Origin of the sequence: Paeniglutamicibacter psychrophenolicus (genome assembly GCF_017876575.1) — a bacterium.
Classification (GTDB): domain Bacteria; phylum Actinomycetota; class Actinomycetes; order Actinomycetales; family Micrococcaceae; genus Paeniglutamicibacter; species Paeniglutamicibacter psychrophenolicus.
The window spans coordinates 3,356,303-3,373,587 of the sequence record NZ_JAGIOE010000001.1 but is presented as its reverse complement, the minus strand read 5'-3'; the positions used below and the strand labels follow the sequence as shown (position 1 = coordinate 3,373,587).

The 17,285-nt window shown below is 66.3% G+C and carries 17 protein-coding genes, 1 pseudogene and 1 other annotated feature; of the genes and pseudogenes, 4 read left to right on the top strand and 14 right to left on the bottom strand.

Going from position 1 to position 17,285, the window contains the following annotated elements:
* Window positions 1–3: 3 nt before the first annotated feature.
* The 4 genes from JOF46_RS15345 to JOF46_RS15330 form a co-directional block, all read right to left on the bottom strand.
* The gene (locus tag JOF46_RS15345) at window positions 4–2,475 is read right to left on the bottom strand and encodes a phage tail sheath subtilisin-like domain-containing protein (RefSeq protein WP_209908453.1); all 2,472 of its coding nucleotides are present in this window, start codon (window positions 2,473–2,475) and stop codon (window positions 4–6) included.
* Entirely contained in the window at window positions 2,468–3,145 is a 678-nt protein-coding gene (locus JOF46_RS15340) for a peptidase associated/transthyretin-like domain-containing protein (RefSeq protein ID WP_209908452.1), read from the bottom strand. The genes JOF46_RS15345 and JOF46_RS15340 overlap by 8 nt, the downstream gene beginning before the upstream one ends.
* Window positions 3,142–3,753 carry a Pvc16 family protein gene (locus JOF46_RS15335; RefSeq protein WP_209908451.1) on the bottom strand — a complete coding sequence of 204 codons (612 nt, stop codon included), beginning with the start codon at window positions 3,751–3,753 and terminating at the stop codon, window positions 3,142–3,144. The genes JOF46_RS15340 and JOF46_RS15335 overlap by 4 nt, the downstream gene beginning before the upstream one ends.
* 253 nt (window positions 3,754–4,006) lie before the next feature.
* The gene (locus tag JOF46_RS15330) at window positions 4,007–5,128 is read right to left on the bottom strand and encodes a flavin-containing monooxygenase (RefSeq protein ID WP_209908450.1); all 1,122 of its coding nucleotides are present in this window, start codon (window positions 5,126–5,128) and stop codon (window positions 4,007–4,009) included.
* Between the two features lie 264 nt (window positions 5,129–5,392).
* Here JOF46_RS15330 and JOF46_RS15325 point away from each other — a divergent pair, with 264 nt between their 5' ends.
* A complete protein-coding gene (locus tag JOF46_RS15325; RefSeq protein ID WP_209908449.1) occupies window positions 5,393–6,772 on the top strand; it encodes an NAD(P)-binding protein in 1,380 nt (459 codons plus the stop codon).
* Between the two features lie 759 nt (window positions 6,773–7,531).
* On the opposite strand, the pseudogene JOF46_RS22325 reads toward JOF46_RS15325, so the two are convergent.
* Window positions 7,532–7,755, bottom strand: a pseudogene (locus JOF46_RS22325) (IS66-like element ISFsp10 family transposase); the annotation flags it as partial.
* 236 nt (window positions 7,756–7,991) lie between these two features.
* Between JOF46_RS22325 and JOF46_RS15320 the strand changes: the two are divergent.
* Genes JOF46_RS15320 through JOF46_RS15310 form a run of 3 tightly spaced genes read left to right on the top strand, consistent with a single transcriptional unit; the run spans window position 7,992 to window position 9,679 of the window.
* Window positions 7,992–8,210: a hypothetical protein gene (locus tag JOF46_RS15320; protein WP_209908448.1), complete on the top strand. Its 219-nt coding sequence runs from the start codon at window positions 7,992–7,994 to the stop codon at window positions 8,208–8,210.
* 3 nt (window positions 8,211–8,213) lie between these two features.
* A complete protein-coding gene (locus tag JOF46_RS15315) occupies window positions 8,214–9,104 on the top strand; it encodes an MbnB/TglH/ChrH family RiPP precursor modification enzyme (RefSeq protein WP_209908447.1) in 891 nt (296 codons plus the stop codon).
* Entirely contained in the window at window positions 9,101–9,679 is a 579-nt protein-coding gene (locus tag JOF46_RS15310) for a hypothetical protein (RefSeq protein ID WP_209908446.1), read from the top strand. Before JOF46_RS15315 ends, JOF46_RS15310 begins: the two co-directional genes overlap by 4 nt.
* A gap of 153 nt (window positions 9,680–9,832) precedes the next feature.
* Here the strand turns inward: JOF46_RS15310 and JOF46_RS15305 are convergent, their stop codons facing one another.
* The 9 genes from JOF46_RS15305 to JOF46_RS15265 all read right to left on the bottom strand — a co-directional run bounded on the left by JOF46_RS15305 (window position 9,833) and on the right by JOF46_RS15265 (window position 17,186).
* The gene (locus JOF46_RS15305) at window positions 9,833–10,222 is read right to left on the bottom strand and encodes a hypothetical protein (protein ID WP_209908445.1); all 390 of its coding nucleotides are present in this window, start codon (window positions 10,220–10,222) and stop codon (window positions 9,833–9,835) included.
* Window positions 10,223–10,239: 17 nt separating this feature from the next.
* The gene (locus JOF46_RS15300) at window positions 10,240–11,004 is read right to left on the bottom strand and encodes an FHA domain-containing protein (RefSeq protein ID WP_209908444.1); all 765 of its coding nucleotides are present in this window, start codon (window positions 11,002–11,004) and stop codon (window positions 10,240–10,242) included.
* Between the two features lie 604 nt (window positions 11,005–11,608).
* Complete coding sequence (locus JOF46_RS15295) at window positions 11,609–11,875, bottom strand: hypothetical protein (protein ID WP_209908443.1); 267 nt, start codon at window positions 11,873–11,875, stop codon at window positions 11,609–11,611.
* Window positions 11,868–13,157: a S8 family serine peptidase gene (locus JOF46_RS15290; RefSeq protein ID WP_209908442.1), complete on the bottom strand. Its 1,290-nt coding sequence runs from the start codon at window positions 13,155–13,157 to the stop codon at window positions 11,868–11,870. Before JOF46_RS15290 ends, JOF46_RS15295 begins: the two co-directional genes overlap by 8 nt.
* A 724-nt stretch (window positions 13,158–13,881) precedes the next feature.
* On the bottom strand, window positions 13,882–14,052 hold the full coding sequence (locus tag JOF46_RS22900) for an IS3 family transposase (RefSeq protein ID WP_209908441.1): 171 nt from the start codon (window positions 14,050–14,052) through the stop codon (window positions 13,882–13,884).
* 60 nt (window positions 14,053–14,112) lie between these two features.
* Window positions 14,113–14,225, bottom strand: a sequence feature (AL1L pseudoknot).
* A gap of 406 nt (window positions 14,226–14,631) precedes the next feature.
* A complete protein-coding gene (locus JOF46_RS15280) occupies window positions 14,632–14,922 on the bottom strand; it encodes a hypothetical protein (protein WP_209908440.1) in 291 nt (96 codons plus the stop codon).
* A complete protein-coding gene (locus tag JOF46_RS15275; RefSeq protein WP_209911961.1) occupies window positions 14,879–15,202 on the bottom strand; it encodes a DNA/RNA non-specific endonuclease in 324 nt (107 codons plus the stop codon). The genes JOF46_RS15280 and JOF46_RS15275 overlap by 44 nt, the downstream gene beginning before the upstream one ends.
* Window positions 15,203–15,576: 374 nt before the next feature.
* Window positions 15,577–16,146 (bottom strand): isochorismatase family protein, encoded by a 570-nt coding sequence (locus JOF46_RS15270; RefSeq protein ID WP_209908438.1) that lies wholly within the window; start codon window positions 16,144–16,146, stop codon window positions 15,577–15,579.
* Window positions 16,147–16,229: 83 nt separating this feature from the next.
* Window positions 16,230–17,186, bottom strand: coding sequence for a patatin-like phospholipase family protein (locus JOF46_RS15265; protein WP_209908436.1), 957 nt, complete (start codon window positions 17,184–17,186; stop codon window positions 16,230–16,232).
* Between the last annotated feature and the right edge of the window lie 99 nt (window positions 17,187–17,285).

The window sequence follows — 17,285 nt, the reverse complement described above, 5'->3', positions numbered from 1 at the left end:
CCTTTAGGCAGTGGCCTCGATGGTTTTCTGGCTCAGGCGGAAGATCACGAACTCGGCGGGTTTGACCGGGGCGAAGCCCACCTCGATGACCAGCATCCCGTTGTCGATGTCGGCCTGGCTCATGGTCACGTTGTACCCGATGTTCACGAAGAACGCCTCGGATGCCTTGGTTCCCTGCAGGGCCCCGGAACGCCACACGGTGTCCAGGAAGCCCGTCACCGATTGGCGCACCGCATCCCACAACGGCTTGTCGTTGGGTTCGAACACCGCCCATTGCAGCCCGGTGTCAACGGATTGCTCGATGAACAGCGCCAGCCGGCGCACATTGATGTACTTCCACTCCGGATCCGAGGTGGCCACCCGGCCGCCGTAGACGCGGATGCCGCGGTTTTCGCTGCGGAAGTCGCGCAGGGCATTGAGGTTGATCGGGTTCAAGATGTCCTGCTCGCCCTTGGTCAACGCCACCCGGAGCGACAGGACATTGAGCAGCACCTCGTTGGCAGGTGCCTTGTGCACCCCGCGGGTGTTGTCGGTGCGGGCATAGACCCCCAGCAGGTGCCCCGAGGGGGCCAGCTCCAACGTTTCCCCCGCGGTGCCAAACGGGTTGGAGACGCAAAGATACGGGTAGTAGATCGCCGCGCGGGTGGAATCGAAGTTCTGCCGATGGGCCAGGGCACCGTTCATGCTGCTGCCCGCGGGCACATCGAGCACCGCGAAGCGATAACGCATCTTCGCGCAATGCGCCACCAGTGCCTGCTGCACCACCAGGGAGGTGATGCCCGGGACCGCCACGATGCTCAGCGTCGACTCGTTCTCCAGCGCCTGGATCCCGGTGCGCAGCCCGGGATCCACCGCGGCACGGCCCTTGAAGTCCGCCTCGGTGATTGACGCGGCGTCGGCGCTGCCGCCGGACAGGTACCGGGGAAGGTCGGCGACCAGTGTGCCGGCCGGTGGATCCCCGGTGACCGGGGCGAGGCGGATGAGCTCCGAGCCTCCGGCCTCCGAGGGAGTGCCGCCGTCCCAGCTGCCGATCTGCCCGGGTGCGTAGCGCGGATGGAGAGGGTCCAGCGACAGATTGGCGAACCGCTCGCTCTGGACGGCCCTGTCGTTTTCCACCAGCTCGACGAGCAGCGTGAATTCGCGGCTGGCGACCGCGGTGCCGACTGGGTGCAGTTGCGCCGCTGGATCGCGCAGGGTGACGCTTCCGGCATCCCGATCCACCGACTGCACGACAAGCACCTCGTGGGCGGCCCCCGGTGCCAGGTCCCCGAGCACCAGCACCGAGCCCGGATACAGGCCCAGGGCGTTGTCCACCTGCATCACCGACTGGTCCACGCGCAGCTCCTGGGCGAGCTCGGTGGTGGCCAGTGCGGCGGGGGAGACGGTGAGGCGCAACGAATCGCCCCATTCGCCCGGCCAGCGCGCGTGCACCTCAAGCACCGGGGACAGGGCGCCCAGGGCGGAACCGGACGCATGGGTGCTCTTCAGGGGTTCGGCCAGCGACATGGCGGTGGGAACCGAATCAACCAGCGCGATTTCCGTCCTCCCGTCGCCGGTCAGCCGCACGATGGCCCCGGCGGCCGCGGCCGCGGCGTCGTCGAGTTCAAGCACCCCCGGTGCCATTCCGGCGGCTGCGCGCGTGACCAGGGTGGTGGCCGGGTCGGCGGAGGCGGCCAGGGCGGAGAGCGTGCTGCCGGCTTCGAAGGCGCCGGCCAGTGGCCATTGAAGGAGCAGCGTGTGGGTTTGCTCCGCGCCCTCGCCGACCGACTGCACCCCGAGCACCCTGATGAACTCGGCCCCGGTGCCGCCCGCGGGGGCCTGCAGCAGCAGATCCTCGCCCTCGGAAATGCCGGTCGGATCGGTGATTCCCAGGGTTGCTGCACCCGGGAACGCCTGGGCGGACAGGGTGCCGGCCAGCGCCGTGGCGACCTGGGTTTGAACGGCGGCGGCCACCGGGTAGGTCCAGCGCAGCGCCCCGGCCAGCACGTGGCGGGCCCCGGCATCCGGCAACGCAACCACTGCCAGCTCGTTGGCCGTCGCCCCGCCCACCAGGACGATGTCGTCGGCGGCGAAGCCGGTGTTCGAGGCGGGCACCACTTCGGTGCGCCCCGTCGCACTGGGTGCCAGCAGCACGGTGCCCGGGCCCCCGGGCTCCGGGGCGTAGAGCGCGGACCAGGAGGATGTTGCCGCGCCGCCCACCACACGCACGACATAGAGCCGGGAACCGCCATTGGCGAAGAAGCCCTCGGCGGCGAAGGGCAGGGTGGCGTAGCCCGGCGGGTGGTTCGCCGGGTCCAGTTTTCCGCCGAACCCCCTGGCGTAGGACGCGAGGGAGGTGACCAGGGTGGGAACCCCGACCGGACCGCGGTCGGTGAGCCCGACCATGCCGGCCGTCGAGGTGCTGGCACCCTGGATCGGCTTGTTCGTGGACGGGACTTCTTCGACGTAGACGCCTGGCGCCAGGTATTCAGGCATGGTGGCTCTCCACAGTTGTATCGGGCAGGGACAGGGTGGCGATGTTGACCGGGCGGGTGTAATCCACCTGCACCGAGCGGGTTGCGTGCGTGGTGCCGTGTTCGAGAAGAAGTTCCACGCTGCGCAGCAGCGGCAGGGCGGGGATGTAGAAGCGTCCCGCCGCGTCGGTGGTTGCTCCCGGCAGCGGTGCGGCCCGCACGGTGGCGCCGGCCGCCGGGTGCCGCGGATCGTTCTCGAACAGGACGGTGCCGCGCAGCGCTGCCGCCGGGGGATTCAGGCGGACGGTGAAATCAAGGACCGGGCCGGCGAAGGCCGCCACCCGCATCCCGGAGGGCGCTGCCGGGTCGAGGACGGTGATGGCGAAGTGCGAGCCTGGCACGGTGTGGACGACGTCGGCCGGTTCCCGTCCCGGGGCGGTGATGCGGGCGGTGATCTCCACCTCGGTGGCCGTCTCGAGGTCCGCGGGAAGGTCGGCGGCCCTCAGCTGCAGCACGAACCAGCCATTGGGGCGCCGCCCGAGCAGCGCGGGGAACCTGCCGCTTTCGGGCCCGATGCGGTAGCCGAGCTCGATGGAGTAGTGCTCCAGTGCGGTGCCGGTGACGGCGTCGGCAACCCGGCCGGTGCCCAGGGCCTGCCGGGCGGCAACGAGCGTCTCGGCGAGCCGGATCATGGCTGCCGCCCCGACAGTCCGAGGGCCGTCGCCATCGTGCGCGTGCGGGCCAGGTGTTCGGCCGGCAGCGCGCTGTCGATGGCGACGGTTTCAACCCGGATGCCGGTGCCCAGCCGCACCGGGGTGGTGAACGCGGTCCACAGCCCGTACAGCGCCTCGGGCTCGAGGGGCTCGGGGCTGACCCGCAGTGCCGGGGAGGCCCCGGAATGGCTGTCATCCAGCGGTTCCCCGTTGATGCTGCTCATCGTGGCGGAGTCGTGCAGGTGCTGCAGGACCCGGCCGAACAGCAGCAGGTTGGTGGTTTCCTCCTTGGACACGGGGGTGAACAGGAAATGCAGCTGCAGCGGCAGCGGCGGGTGGTGGAACGCCCCCGGGTCCTCGGCGTCCGGCAACGGGTGCTGGTTGCGCAGGAAGGGGCTGATGCCGAAGCGGTACAGGTACAAGGTGGCGAGGGTTTCGTCGTCAAGGTCGGCGGCGGGGGATTGCAGGGAGATGCGTTCAATGTTTCCGGCGAGCCCGAAGTCGGTGTCGGGAGTGGAGCTGAGCGCCTCGAAGATCCCGCGGCGCAGTTCGAGGCCCACATCGTGCACGATACTGAAATCCGACACCGTGTCCCCCCGCCCATTGCACGGTTTGAGGATTGCCCTTGCCCACCCCAGCATGGACGGGTGCAGTTATCAGGGTGTCACCGCGGCGTTACCGCAGTGCCGCGACGGACGGCATGGTATCGGTGGTGCCATGATGGCGGAAACGACGTTGCCGCGGGCAACGTGGGCATGTTCGCTGAAGCCTTGCTTGTTCGGTGCCGCGCCCGGGATCGTTCGCCGAAGTGCGCCTCGTTGCGGGGTCCGGGCCGGGTAGTCAACTCCGGGGTCGGTCCGCGGTGATTTTCCGGGCTATCACCCGCGCCGCAGCCGGGCAGAACACCAGCTGGCCCGGAACCCGGTCAAAGCCGATGAAATGCAATCCGTTTGCCTCGGTCCGGTCGGGGTCCGGGATCCCTGCTTCATCCAAGACATCGAGGTGCCCGAGCATCGATTCGAGTCCGGGCCGAAACCCGGTGGCGGCGATGAGGACGTCGGCGTGAATCCATGAACCATCGGCCAGGAGCACTTGGTCGGAGTCCCGGCCGAATCCTGCCACGGCACCCACCACGCGGATGCTCCCGTCACGGATGGCCGCAAGCGGCTCCGGATCCACGGTGGCGGGCCCGGCCCCGGTGCGCTTGAGCAGGGCGAAGGGTCCCTCGGACGGCTCGGGCAACCCGTGGGCCTCCAGGTTCCCGATGAGCCGGCGGCGCAGCACCCGCATTTGGGCATCCCCCAGGGCCGTCGGCAGTCTGAGCATCAACTTCACCCCCGGCAATGCGCCAAAGATCCGCGGCACCAGGTTCGGCGGGGTGCGTACGGCCAGGGCGACGCTGCGGGCACCGCCGGCGACGAGCTCGGCGGCGATCTCCATCGCCGTGGTGCCGGCCCCGGCCACCACCACATCGCGCCCGGCGAAGGGCGCGGCGTTGCGGTACCCGGCCGAATGCATTGCGGTTCCGCGGAAGGACTCGAGATCCGGCCATGGCGGCATCACCGGGGTGGCGAAGAGCCCGGTGGCCACCACGACGTGCCGTGCCTCGAGGGGACCGGCGGAGGTCTGAAGCAGCCAGCCCCCCGGGTGCGCGTCGACCCGCTGGACCGTGGTTCCGGTGCGTATGTCGATCCGCTTCAGGGAGGCGTAACGGGTGAAATATTCGATGACCTCGTCGCGGCCCGGAAAGGTCCCGGTGCCGCGCGGATAACGCAGCCCCCGGAACTGCGAGGAGCGCCTGCGGCTGTTCAACCGCAGCTTCTCGGGCCTGGTGCGCCATGATTCGGCGGGGCCCGCACCGCGTTCCAGCACCGGGGAAGCAAGTCCGCGCGAGCCCAGGGCCGCCGCCGCGGCCAGGCCCGCCGGCCCGGCACCGATGATCACTGCATGTTCTGCCCGCATGGCTGCCTCCCGGGGCGCAGCCGCAACCAGGAACCGCAGGGCCCGAAAGCTGCGGCGTGGCGTCGTGAGCGGCCCCGCGTCAGTTTCCAACCCTACGCCCGCCGTCGGACAAGCTGAAGGGAAACTGCTTCCCAAAAGGCATTGGCCATCCCCGGTTCTCGCGCGGAAACCACGAATTGGTCGGCGGAAAGAGCACGCCCCCGCCCCCTTGAAGCCGCCCCAAACGGTGGGATCATTGATGCAGCATCAAATAGGGGATCGACAGTGAAAACCACGGATTATCTCATCATCGGGGCGGGTGCGAGCGGTCTCGCATTCGCTGACACGCTGCTCGGCGAATCGGACGCCGAGGTCCTGCTCATTGATCGGCGCGCGAAGGTCGGCGGCCACTGGAGGGACGCCTATTCCTTTGTGCGACTTCATTCGCCGTCGGCGTACTACGGCGTTGACTCGTTGCCGCTGGGCCAAAACCGGATCATCGCCTCCGGCCGGAACACCGGCTTCTACGAGCAGGCCACCGGTGCCGAGGTATGCGCATACTTCGAGACCGTGCGGGCCAGTCGGCTGGAGGCCTCCGGACGAGCGCACTTCCTCGCCCGGAGTGAGTTCCTCGATCACCACGGCGGCACGGCCAGCATCCGCCACACGGGGAGCGGAGAGATCGAACAGATCGGCGTGCGCCGCCGCGTTGTCGATGCCCGATACCAAGAGGCGTCCGTGCCCGCCACCCATGTGCCGTCCTATGCCGTCGATCCGGACGCGGCGTTCGCCCCGATCGGGATGCTGCCCGGGCGGGCGGGGGAGCATCGCGGGTTCATCGTCATCGGTGCCGGCAAGACAGCGGTCGATGCCTGTCTGTGGCTGCTCGACGCCGGCATCGACCCCGAAAGGATCCGCTGGGTGAGACCGCGAGAGATGTGGTTCACGGATCGGGCGGGCATGCAGCCCCTGGACCAGGTCGCATCGATCATCAACGGACTGGCCGACGACGCCCAGGCGGGTGCCCAAGCCCGCACCCTGGTAGACCTGTGCCACCGGCTGGAGGATGTTGGCAGGCTGATGCGCATCGATTCCGGTATCGAGCCCACGATGTACCGCGGGACCATGTTGAGCCTCGCCGAGCTGTCGGCGCTGCGGCAGATCGACAACGTGATCCGCCTCGGGCACGTCAAGTCCGTCGAAGCGGGCCGCCTGCGGCTCACCGATGGAGACGTGGCCATCGGCCCCGGCACACTGGTCGTCGACTGCTCCGCGCGCGGTCTGGCCAGCTCCCCTCAGGTGCCTATTTTCGCCCACGACACCATCACACTCCAGCAGCTGCGGCACAATTCGCCGACGTTCAACGCCGCGCTCCTGGGTTTCATCGAGGCCCACGGGGACGACGCAGCGGAGAAGAACCGCATGGCCCCGCCGAACCCCTACGCCAGCACGCCCCGCGACATGGCAACCATGTTCACCCGCACCTGGGTCAGCGAGCGGCTCTGGCAGGGGCAGCCCGATATCCGCCGCTGGATCGAACACAGCCGGCTCAACCTGCTCGGTGGGCTCGCTTTGAGGATGGAAGACGCCGCGGTCAAGGCGGCCGCCGGGCGCTTCGCGACCCACGTGGCTACCGCTGTCGCGCGGCTGCCGCAGCTTGCCTGACGGACCGCGAACCGTGCACATTGGGAGCGACGGCAGGCCTGGAAGCTGAAGAAAGGCGCTCGAAGCCGTCAGCATCCTTGGTTGTTGTGCCCCCGATCTTCGGCAGTTTTGATCTCCTCGACGTGGATGGGCGGGGCCCGCCGCCAGGGGATAGCCTGTCGATGATGCCTTGAACGTTGTGGGGCCAGAGTAGGCCCACGCGGGTTCGGCGGGCGCGAGTCATGCTCCCCAAACGGACGTTGGCACAGGAGCAATAGGAGTCTGACATGCCGATTTTGCACTGAACGCTGCCGACCCCTTCCGGGTGGCGTTTGTTCCTTGCCTAATGCATTTTCCCAGGCAGGTTGGGTGAGGGTTCCTTCAAATGCTGCGTATGTATTTGGTTGAAGGTGAATTCGAGGGTGAATTTGAGATTCACACTTGCTTAACCTGCGAATTATTTGCCATCGTTTGGTCTAATTCAATGTGTAGAGCACTGCGGAGCGACCAGTATCCGGGAAAGCCGGGGGACCCCACTCCGCGTACAAAAGTGCTCGGTGTTGGGGTGAAAACCCGCATCGCAGCACGGATGCAAGATGTTGGGGGTGCATCGGTGCAAGGGGATGTTCCGGGACTGACCTTGGTGGAACATGAACCCCTCCCCGCAGCACGCATTCCGTGCGCGTTGGCGAAGGCTTCTGCAAAGAAGTGGATTATCCAGTGGGCCTTAAGCATGTAAATATCTGAGATTTCTTGCAGAAGATCCTCCGTGGCGGCTGTTCAGCTGGGGGTCTGCGTAGGTGGCAGGCAGGGACCGGTGCTGGACAGCCCGGTGAGTGACTCAAGCTTGTCCTTGCCCATTTGGCGGCGGTGGACAGGTAGGAGTGGACGGCGGCGAACTCGGTCGGTCCCCGGGAGTCCGCCAACAGCCGCCGAAGCTCCGTTGCTGGGTATTCACGGGTCGGGACGTCGCGTTCGGCCTGGTTGGTGGTCAACGGGACGGTGTAGCTACAGCCTGCGTTGGGGTCATCGGATTCCGAATGGCAAATCGTGAATCGGACTAGCTGGCGCGGTCCCGTGGGCTGTCGGCTTCGGAGTCGAGGCCAGTCGATTGTTCGCCTTGTCTGGTTCGACCATTTCTGGTAACGGCCGAGTAATGCCGGCCTTGGTTTAATGCACCCACGGATCGGTCCCTTGAATCGACCGAACGTCGTTGCCAAACCCAGGTAAGGAAAAGGTCATGGAAGCAGAACATGCCCCGGCTTTGAAGATCCGCGAACCCGGCATTCGCGAAGTACGCATAGCACTCGAACCGGACATGGAGTTCGGCAAGATGGTCGAGGTGCTCAAGGAGGCATTGACCTTCAACTTCCCTCGCGGGTGTGCGCCATGCCTGTCGGGCCTGGACCGCCTGGCCATTGACAGCGTGATCTTTGAACGGCTCCAGCAGCGGTTCTAGACCATGACAAACCCACCCAAGCTCGGTGTTGGCGTGCTCTACCAGCCGGTGCTGGATCCGTTGCTGCGCTCGGCGGACTGGCCCGCCGACTACCTTGAGATCATCCCGGACACCCTCTGGCACGACGCGGGGCGGGGAACCCAGCCGCGCTTCGACGTCGACAAGGACGTGCGGAGCATGCTTGAGGGCGTCCGGGAACGCATGCCCATACTGATGCATGGGATTGGCTTGTCAATCGGCAGTTCCGAGCCGCTGGACGAGGAGTACGTTGAGCAATTTCGGTCCTGGGCGGCATGGCTGGACTGCCCGTGGGTGAGCGAACACCTTGCCTACAGCGCGGCGGAAACGGACGAGGGCTCCGTCGTCGCCGGGTTGACGCTGCCGGTGCCACTTGAGGAATCGACCGTCGATCTCATAGGGCCCCGCCTGGCGCACCTGAGTGGGCTTCTCGGATTGCCCGTGGCGCTGGAAAACAACGTCTACTACTTCCGGACTCCGGGGGAAACCCTTTCCGAACCGGAGGTTCTCAACCGGCTGTGTGCCTGGGGAGAGGGCTCAATCCTGCTGGACGTGCACAACCTTTATGTCAATGTCCGAAACGGCGTCATGGACGCCGACGAGTACCTGAGGGCCCTCGACCTCACCGCGGTGCGGGAGATACATATTGCCGGTGGGATGGAGATCGACAACTTTTATGTCGACGCCCACTCCGGGATCCCGCCCGCAGAGGTCTGGGAACTGCTGGACACCGTGGCACCGCTGTGCAGCAACCTCGGGGGTGTGACGTTCGAGGTGCTGGGGTCGTGGTTCGATACGGTGGGGGCCGACGGCCTCGCAGGCGTAATTGACCGAGCGCGCGTGAGCCTCGCTGCCCCGGATGGGCGGCCGTCGTGAGCCTGGCCGCGTATCAGGAAGCCCAGCTGGCCATGCTCAGGGATTCCCGCCGGGCATGGGCCTATTCCAGAGGTGATTTTGGCGACCTGGCCGCTCGTCTGACGGGGCTTGAGCGGGAGCGGCTGCAGTCCCAGGGGCTGGACGCCGGCATGGCCTTGGCCCGCAAGCTGCACGAGGGTTGGCGCCTCACCAAGCTGCTGACCCTGCTGCCCAGAACCTTCGACGTCGGCGACCCCGAACTCCTGAGTCGGCTTGTGGCCGAATTTTGGAGTGCAACGCCGCCCCGATCGTTGTACTTCGAATCCGAGGCCGCGGAGTTCGCCCGGATCGTCACCCGGAATTCACCATCGGGCACGCTCCTGCACGAAGTCGCCGTCCTTGAAGGGGCGCTCCTCGCGGCGGCCGGCCATCGGCCCAACGCCGTTGGGCAGACAACAACCGTGCGACTGAACCGGGATCCCCGAGACCTCATGTCCGGAACAGCGGCCGTCCCATTGGGCGATGGCGCCTTCGAAACCGCCATCTGGTCCGACGAGACAGGCGTGCATCTATCGGTCCGTTGCGTGCGTCCATAGTTTGCCCGGGCACCCCTGCCCTTCGTCTGTGTTGCTACACAACATCCGGGCAACCGGCTTAGTAATACGCCCGAAGTGCAGGCCGGATCGCTGAGTTCCACCAACCGTGGAGGGGCCCGCAGGCAGTCCGGCGCGGGCTGCCGTGTGTTCCCGCTAGACGCGTAGAAGGTGGGCCACGGCGGGGCCCCAGCTTCCGACCCAAGAGGCCACCGACGTAATGGGTCCGACCAGTGCTTGCCCGGCCGCAGCAATTGCGCCTGCCGAGGTCAACAGCACCGTCACCTTCTCCAGCGCATCCCTGACGCGGGAGCGCTCTGGTTCCTGGGCCTCGAGTTCGGATTCGATCTCGACCAGGCCCGCGGACACGGCAACGGACGTGGCGTCGTCGAGGGCGACGTCATCGACGGCACCGCGCAACTTTCGCACCGCCTCGCGAACAGCGCCGGTGCCCACAGCTTTTCCCCGCTGGTCCCCATAGATCCACTGGTTCCCGGCCACGTTGTTGACCACGCCGGCTGTTTGGTTCCCAATATTGAAACTCATCTTGTGTCCTTAGGGGTTCACGGATGCGGTGGAAGCGGCAGCTCGCGATCCACGCGCTTTTGCCGCGCGATGGCGACAAGGTGCAGCACGCCTCCAACGAGCATCAGGACCATCCCGAGGCCCGCCACCGCCCAGCCGGCCAGGCCGGATGGAAGTCCGAGGATCTCAACCCCGAACGGATCAATGAAGATGTCGGGTGCTTCGCCGGTGCTTGCCGCGTCGGCCACGGCCATGAGGAACCGAATGATTCCGGCCGCGAAGAAGGACGCACCGGCCAGTGCGATAAGGAAACCCGACAACAAAATCCAGCGGGCCCGGGTTTTTGTGGCGGCCACGTCAAGGAGCAGGCTGCGGCGTTCCTCAAGAATCTGGAGGTTGTACTGGTTTCCACCAATATTGTTGATGGAGTCCGCGCGCTGATCTCCAACGTCAAACCGCGTTCTCGCAGCGGTGGCAGCATCGTGGCGCGGGGACGGACCCAGTTCCTGGCGTTGTGGTGAACCGGGCGCCTTGCCAACTTCGAGGCGAGTCGACGCGAAGGTGACGATGTCTCCGGCACACAGCACCTGCGGTCCGTACAGGCGGGTCCCGTTCACCGTGGTTCCTGCCGTGGAACCCAGGTCATCGACGAAAATTTGGTTTCCTTCTTGCCACAGCACCGCATGCCTCCGGCTGACATCAGGACTGTCCAGCAGCAGGCCGGAACCCGCTTCACGGCCCACCTGCAGCGAACTGCCGGAAAATGTCACCCGCCGACCACGATTTCCGTTTGGGTCGAGCACGAAGAGGATGGGCCGATCGTCGTGTGAATTTTTGCCCATCCGAATGCACCTCGGCGAGTCGAGCGATTGCCTGGTGATTTCCAGAATACTCCCGGTGCCGGGTCAAACGCACCGCACGAGGTTCCCGGATTGGCATGATGCTCGGCGGCGAGGGTCCGGGTGTGTTGGTTCGGTCAGGAACCGCCGGCGAACGGGTTGAGTGCGCCGCCGGGTACGCGCATTGACCCGGCATTGCCGCGGACCAAGCCGACTCCCGCACGTACGGTGCGTGGTTCTGCAACGCCTTTCCGGCGACGAATCGGTTTCCCGGCAGCACCGGGCCATCGCGGACTCCGTCTCCCGATCATTTCACCGAAGATCGCCCGCCGCGTCATCGATGCGTCCGATACCGAGGGACAACGGCGGCAGGACGGGGATTCCCACCCAGGCGGCCCACCACGGCGGTCGTCGGTTCGCGCAGGATCGGCCCATGAGTCCAAAGGCTTCGGGTTCAGGGGCACCTGCGGGCCATCCACTCGACGCGCCGGTGACATCGACGGCCCCGCGTCCCGTCGAATCCCGGAACACGCAACGGGCAACGCCGAGGCCCCTGTGTGCCCCTGGGCTATTGGACGTCGCTTTCGGGCGGGCCGATCCCGAGGCGGCGCTCTGGCACGACCGACTCAACTCCACGCACCCCGGCCAGCTGGTTACGCCCCGAATCCTTGGCGTGCCCCACGACCTGGCCGAGCGTGCCCAGCACCCGGTCGATCTTCAGCCCGGCCGTCTCCAGTTCCTTCGTGACCTCCTTGATCCGTTCCAGGTAGGCGTCCTGGACGGTGACGATGAAGGTGACGGTCTGCTGCGGGGGCAGGCCCGGGGAGTCATCCATGGCCGTAATAGCTCTCCGGGGATTCGTCCCCCGCCGCGGGCTCCTCCGGGGCGGGAACCGCCGGGGTCTCGGCCGGTTCCGGGGCCCGGGTAAGGCCTGCCGCGACATCAACAGAGGGCCGTTCCAGGCGTTGGGCCTGCTGGGCCAGCTCCGCCCAGAGCTCGCGGCCGCGGAATCCCGTGGCCTGGCTGAGCAGTGCGGCGACCCCGGCGACGTGCGGGGTGGCCATCGAGGTCCCGCTGATGGTGTTGTAGCGGTTGGGCATCGGCCACGAGGAATAGACCTTGATTCCGGGGCCTGCGATGTCCACCTGGCCGCCGCGTCCCGGCAGGGTGCGTGCCGAGAAGTTGGCGACGTCCAGCGCGGAATCCAGCGCTCCGACGGCCATGATGTAGGGGCTGTTGGCAGGTGCCCCGACGAATCCCGGATCCCCGGCCGAGCGCCGCGCGTTGTTGCCGGCCGCCGCGATGATCAGCGTGCCGCGCTCCAGCGCCCGGCGCCCCGCGGCGACATAGGGCGGGTGGACCTGGCGCACATCGGCACCGAGGGACATGGAAATGATGTGGCAGTCGTTTTGCAGGGCCCAGTCGATCCCGGCCAGGATGCCGGTGTCCGAACCGGAGCCCTCGTTGCTGAGCACCTTGCCGGCATAGATGGAGGCCTGCGGGGCGACGCCGTAGCCGCGGGCTCCTTCCAGGGTGCGTGGCCCGCAGGAAGTGCCGATGCAGTGCGTGCCGTGCCCGTGCCCGTCGTGCGAGTCCTCGCCGTCGATGAAGGATGCGGTTGTGACGTCGCGTCCGACGAAATCGGGGTGCTCCGCGTCGAAGCCGGTGTCCAGCACCGCCACCCGGATGCCGGCCCCGGTGTACCCGGACTCGGCGGCGAGCACCGCCTGCACGCCCCAAGTCAGCTCCGCGGTGTCGACGAAGGCAGGTGTTGAGGAAGGAGCCGGGGTAACGCCGCCAGTGGTGTAGTCGTGGAATGCCGGCAGGATCCGGTAGAGCATTTCCGGGACGATGTTCATCGGCATGCCCTCGGCTGTGCAGCGGGCGAGCAGTTCGCCCATCTGCTCCAATTCCCCGTCGACGACCGCGACGCCGAGCCGCGGGAAGTAGGTTTCCAGGCCGAAGCCTTGCTGCTCCAGCACGGAGGGCACCTCGTCCTGCAAGGCCCTGGCGCCGAAGCGGGCAGCCCCGGCCGAACCGGGGGCATCGAAGACCACCACGAAGCGTCCGGGAACCGGAACTGCGGCGGTTGTGAGCTTCTTGTCTGGGTCGAACATCGGTGGCTCCTTCGTCAGGTGGTGTGCGCCGCGATCCGGAAGCCGTGGCTCCGGGAGCAGCATCTGCTGGCTGTCGAGTACCCAGAACTCTACCTTCGTCCCGGGGTGCCCGGTAGGGGCCCACACCCATTGTCGCTTCACACGCGGAAGCGTATTCTTCCGTTAGAAATAAAGCGGGTCACACCAAAGAAATGGCCGTCCAATGAATCAGTCAGCAAGTACTCCTAAAAGTGGAAGGCACCAAAAGCGGGCCCATTCACACTTGTTCCTACTTGCTATCGTTGCCTTGCTGGGCTTCGGCCTGGCTGGATGCTCACCCGGTCAGCAGCAACCCTCTCCAACCACAGGATCCACAACGAACGTCACAGGTCAGTCTGCAACGGCGGACAATACGCAACCTACGCAGACTCCTCCCAACAGCCCCACTGGTCCGCTGCCCTCCGACACCATGCCCACATCCCCAGAATCTTCTGTTGGTTCACCAACGCAGTCAGCCAGTGGTGATGGAACGATGCCATCGCCGGCGCCCGCAGAAGCGCGGAGCAAACTGACTGATGCCCAAATAAAGGAAATAGGGGATTCCTGCCCTGGGATAGAAACTGCTCTTCCCGGTTTCGACCAAGCCCTGCGTGACATGAGCGACGCAAGGGCACAGGAAGCTTACGAGCAACGAGTCAGCTGCGACGTAGTGTCAGTTTTGGTACGAGGATGGATTGACTTTGGGTCAAATTAAGAACCTGGCCGACAAGCTGCAGTGGTGCCCAACACGACGCATGAACCGCACCACCGTGCACCTATCCACCTTGTGGCCGGAACGGTTCAGGGCCGCATAGACCTTCTTGGCCCCTTCAACGCCGTGGTTTTCCTGGTGCACTTGGTTGATCTTCTCCGTCATCACAGCGTCGCTGACGGCCCGCTTCGACTGGGCGCGTGCCGTGGCTGCGCAGTACCTGGAGGAGGCGATCGGCAGCTGCCTGCAGATCGGCTCGACGCCGCATTCTTGCAATGCCGGTCGATGAACTCAATCATCGTTGTGAGGGGCGGTCGAACTCCGCCGCAAAGAAAGCCGACGCAGACTTCAGGATCGCATTCACCCACCGCAACTCGGTGACCTCCCACTCCAACTCGACCAGCAGGGCGCATCATCGGTAGTCGTTCCAGGACGTACACCCTGGTCAATCGCCACCGTGCGAACTCGGCCACAGATGGTATCCGCCGCGATGCCCAGCTACGCGCCAATCCTGCTGCAAGCTCCCCGCCGGTCAGCAGGGTTTTTCTGGGTGACAATCACGAGGCGAATTGCCCGCTGGCAAAGATCATCGGGATACTTTCTGGGTGGTGCCTTGATGCTCATCCTTTCAAGGAATCAACACCCTCCATGAGACCCGGGGCGATTCGGTCCCTCCCGTCCCGCTGGGTGTCGATATGGGGCACGCCTCGTCATGCCGACAAGTCAGCGCGCCATATCCTCCAGTCACCAAGGGATTTCGGCGAGATTCTTCAGCGGTGGCCGGTCCCCAATGGCTTCGGGTCCCGCAAAAGTGTCCGCGGTGCGCAACGCGTCCGCGAACCGCAGGAGTGTGCGCTCCTCGACTTCGGCGACGGGGACGTGGACAACCCGGAATTCGTCGAGTTCAAGTGCCTCGAGCTGGTTCAAATTCTGGGTGAGTAGGAACGCCCGGCTCTTCAGATTCCCTTGTTCAACGAACGAGACGATCTTCTCAGTACTTGCGTGGCAGCCGAATTCCTCGGTACAGGCGGTCATCGACTTGGAACACCAGTCCGCCGAATACGCTGACCTTCAGGTCCTCGATGCCGACGTCGGAGAACACCGCGTCCTCGATTCGATCGCACACCCCGTTCTTGCTGCTTTGGTTGAAATCGTCCATTTCCGGGGTGACGTTGGTGAAGAAGAACGAGTCCCTATTGGCGCGTTCGGCCTTGGGCATCCCCGCCCACAGCAAGTCTGCCCGACGGGCCAGATGACCGTGATCCGGGAGATCGCCGCTGTAGAGCTCGTTCCCACCCTGGAACTCGGCCGAAATACGGGGTCCTTGACGAGAGGGATGCCTGCCCGGCTGTCCGCTTCAGGGTAGCCCCATCGATGTGGGCATTCTGGATGAGGCACCCGGCGGCCAAGGGCCGCACCGACCAGCTTCGTGTCCACCTAACCGGGTACGCTCCAAAGCTTACGGGCGGAAGTTGGCATGTCCGCTCCCGGGCAGTTTCTGGTTTTCCAACCTGCTGCCGGCCATGGCTGGCCCCGCTTCCCGGGCTGCCGTTCGGGGAGCCCGCAAAAACAGCTCGACCGTCTCGTCGGCAACTCCCCATACCCCACGTTTATACTCCCGCTGCGGGTGCGCGGCAATAGGAACTGGGGGGAACGCCAGTCCGGGTTTCGACGCCTGGAAAGCAGAGGTCAGTCGTCCACCGTGACGGGCCGGAAAGCGACCTCGTCTGTGCGCATCAGCGAGAAATCCTGGTTGGGGTAGTCAAGAGTGGCGAAGTACGCGTTGGTGTGCGCGATGATCTGGTCGCCGGTCAGCGACTGGCCCTCGAAGGTCTCGGCGCCCGTGGTGTGGGCATCGCGCACCACCGTGACGTCGTAGCCCATGGCGGCCGCACGGCCGGCCGCGGTGCGCAGGCAGTAGTCGGACTGGGCGCCGCAGATCACCAGGCGTCCCACGTCCTCGGCAATCAGCGAGGCATGCAGCCCGGTGCCGGTGAAGGCGTCCCGGTAGGACTTGAAGATGCGGTGCTCGTCGTCCTGCGGTTCCAGTCCGGCGGCCAGGCGCCACGGGGTTGAATGGCGTTCGAATTCGCGTTCGTCCTGCACCCAGTAGATCGGCGTTCCGGTGTCCCTGGCCCGGGAGACCAAATCCTGGATGCGGGAGACGACCTTCTTGGGATGCACGCAGTAATCCATCACGCCTTGCTGCATGTTGATGATGACAAGTGCCGTTTTTAAGCCTTCGCGATGTTCGTCCATGCCAGCAGTATTGCACCGCTTCGGGGCCCGGGCCGGGATATGGCGCGCGGAGCACGGACCGGCGAGCCGCCGGGAGTGGGCGGTCAGCGCCAGAATTCGGCGAGCCGCCCGGCCAGCGCCCTGCCTTGCTCGTAGCCGGCCCGGGCGGCGGGTGGACGGGCCGACAGATCCATCATGTTGTTGCCGAAGGCCTCGAAGGAATCATCATCCGGCAGGATGGTTTCGACCCTGCTGCCGCCGGCGCGCAGCTCGTCGACCTGCACGGCCAGGGCCATGCCCCACTCCAATGGGTGCCGGGTCCGCCCGCCGAGCGGGGAGAGCACCAGCACCCGCCCGCAGCCGGCCGCCAGATCGGCATTCTCGCTGGATCGCCGGTAGCCGCCGTCGATGAACCGGTCCTCGCCGATGCCGTACGCGGTGGCGGCTGCACAGCTGGCGGCCACGGCGTCCACCAGGTCGACCCCGCTGTGCCTGTCGAACACGACCGGTTCCCCGGTGCGGGCATCGACCGCCGTCATCAGGACCGTCCGCTCCGGCCAGTGCCGGCCGGGCAGCCTTGCGGCGACCGTGTCGCGCCAGCGCGCCTGCCCGGAGTCCTCCGACGCCGCCTCCAGTTCGAGCGCCGCCGCGCCCATCCTGCGGCGCATGTCGGCCGGATCCGCAGCGGCGGCAATGATCCCGCTCGTCCTGCGCAGGTGCTCGGACGCCGGCCCCTTCGGAGCGCGTCCGCTGCCGGCTCCACGCGGAGCGGTCCGTTGCGGGGGTTGAACGGACAGGATGTCGGCCAGCAGCCGGGTGGGGCTCGCGCCGGAGATCTGGGCCGCGGCCGTGGCACCGGCCGACGTGCCGATGACCACGTCGGCATCGGTCACATCCAGGCCGGACTCGAAGAGGCCGGCCATGACGCCGATCAGCCAGGCATTGCCCGCCGATCCGCCGCCGCCGAGAACCAGCGCCCGTTCGTTCGCGGTGCGCACGGTCCGGGCGGTGTCGAGCGCGGGCAAGGTGTAATGCCTGGTGGTAAAGGGAGTTGAATTCATGGGAGTCGCCTTTCGCGATGTGCCTGTGGGGCGCTCCCGGTGGCGACTAGCGAGGTCGCGCGATCGTGGACTGCAGGGGAGCACCCGGAATGGATACTG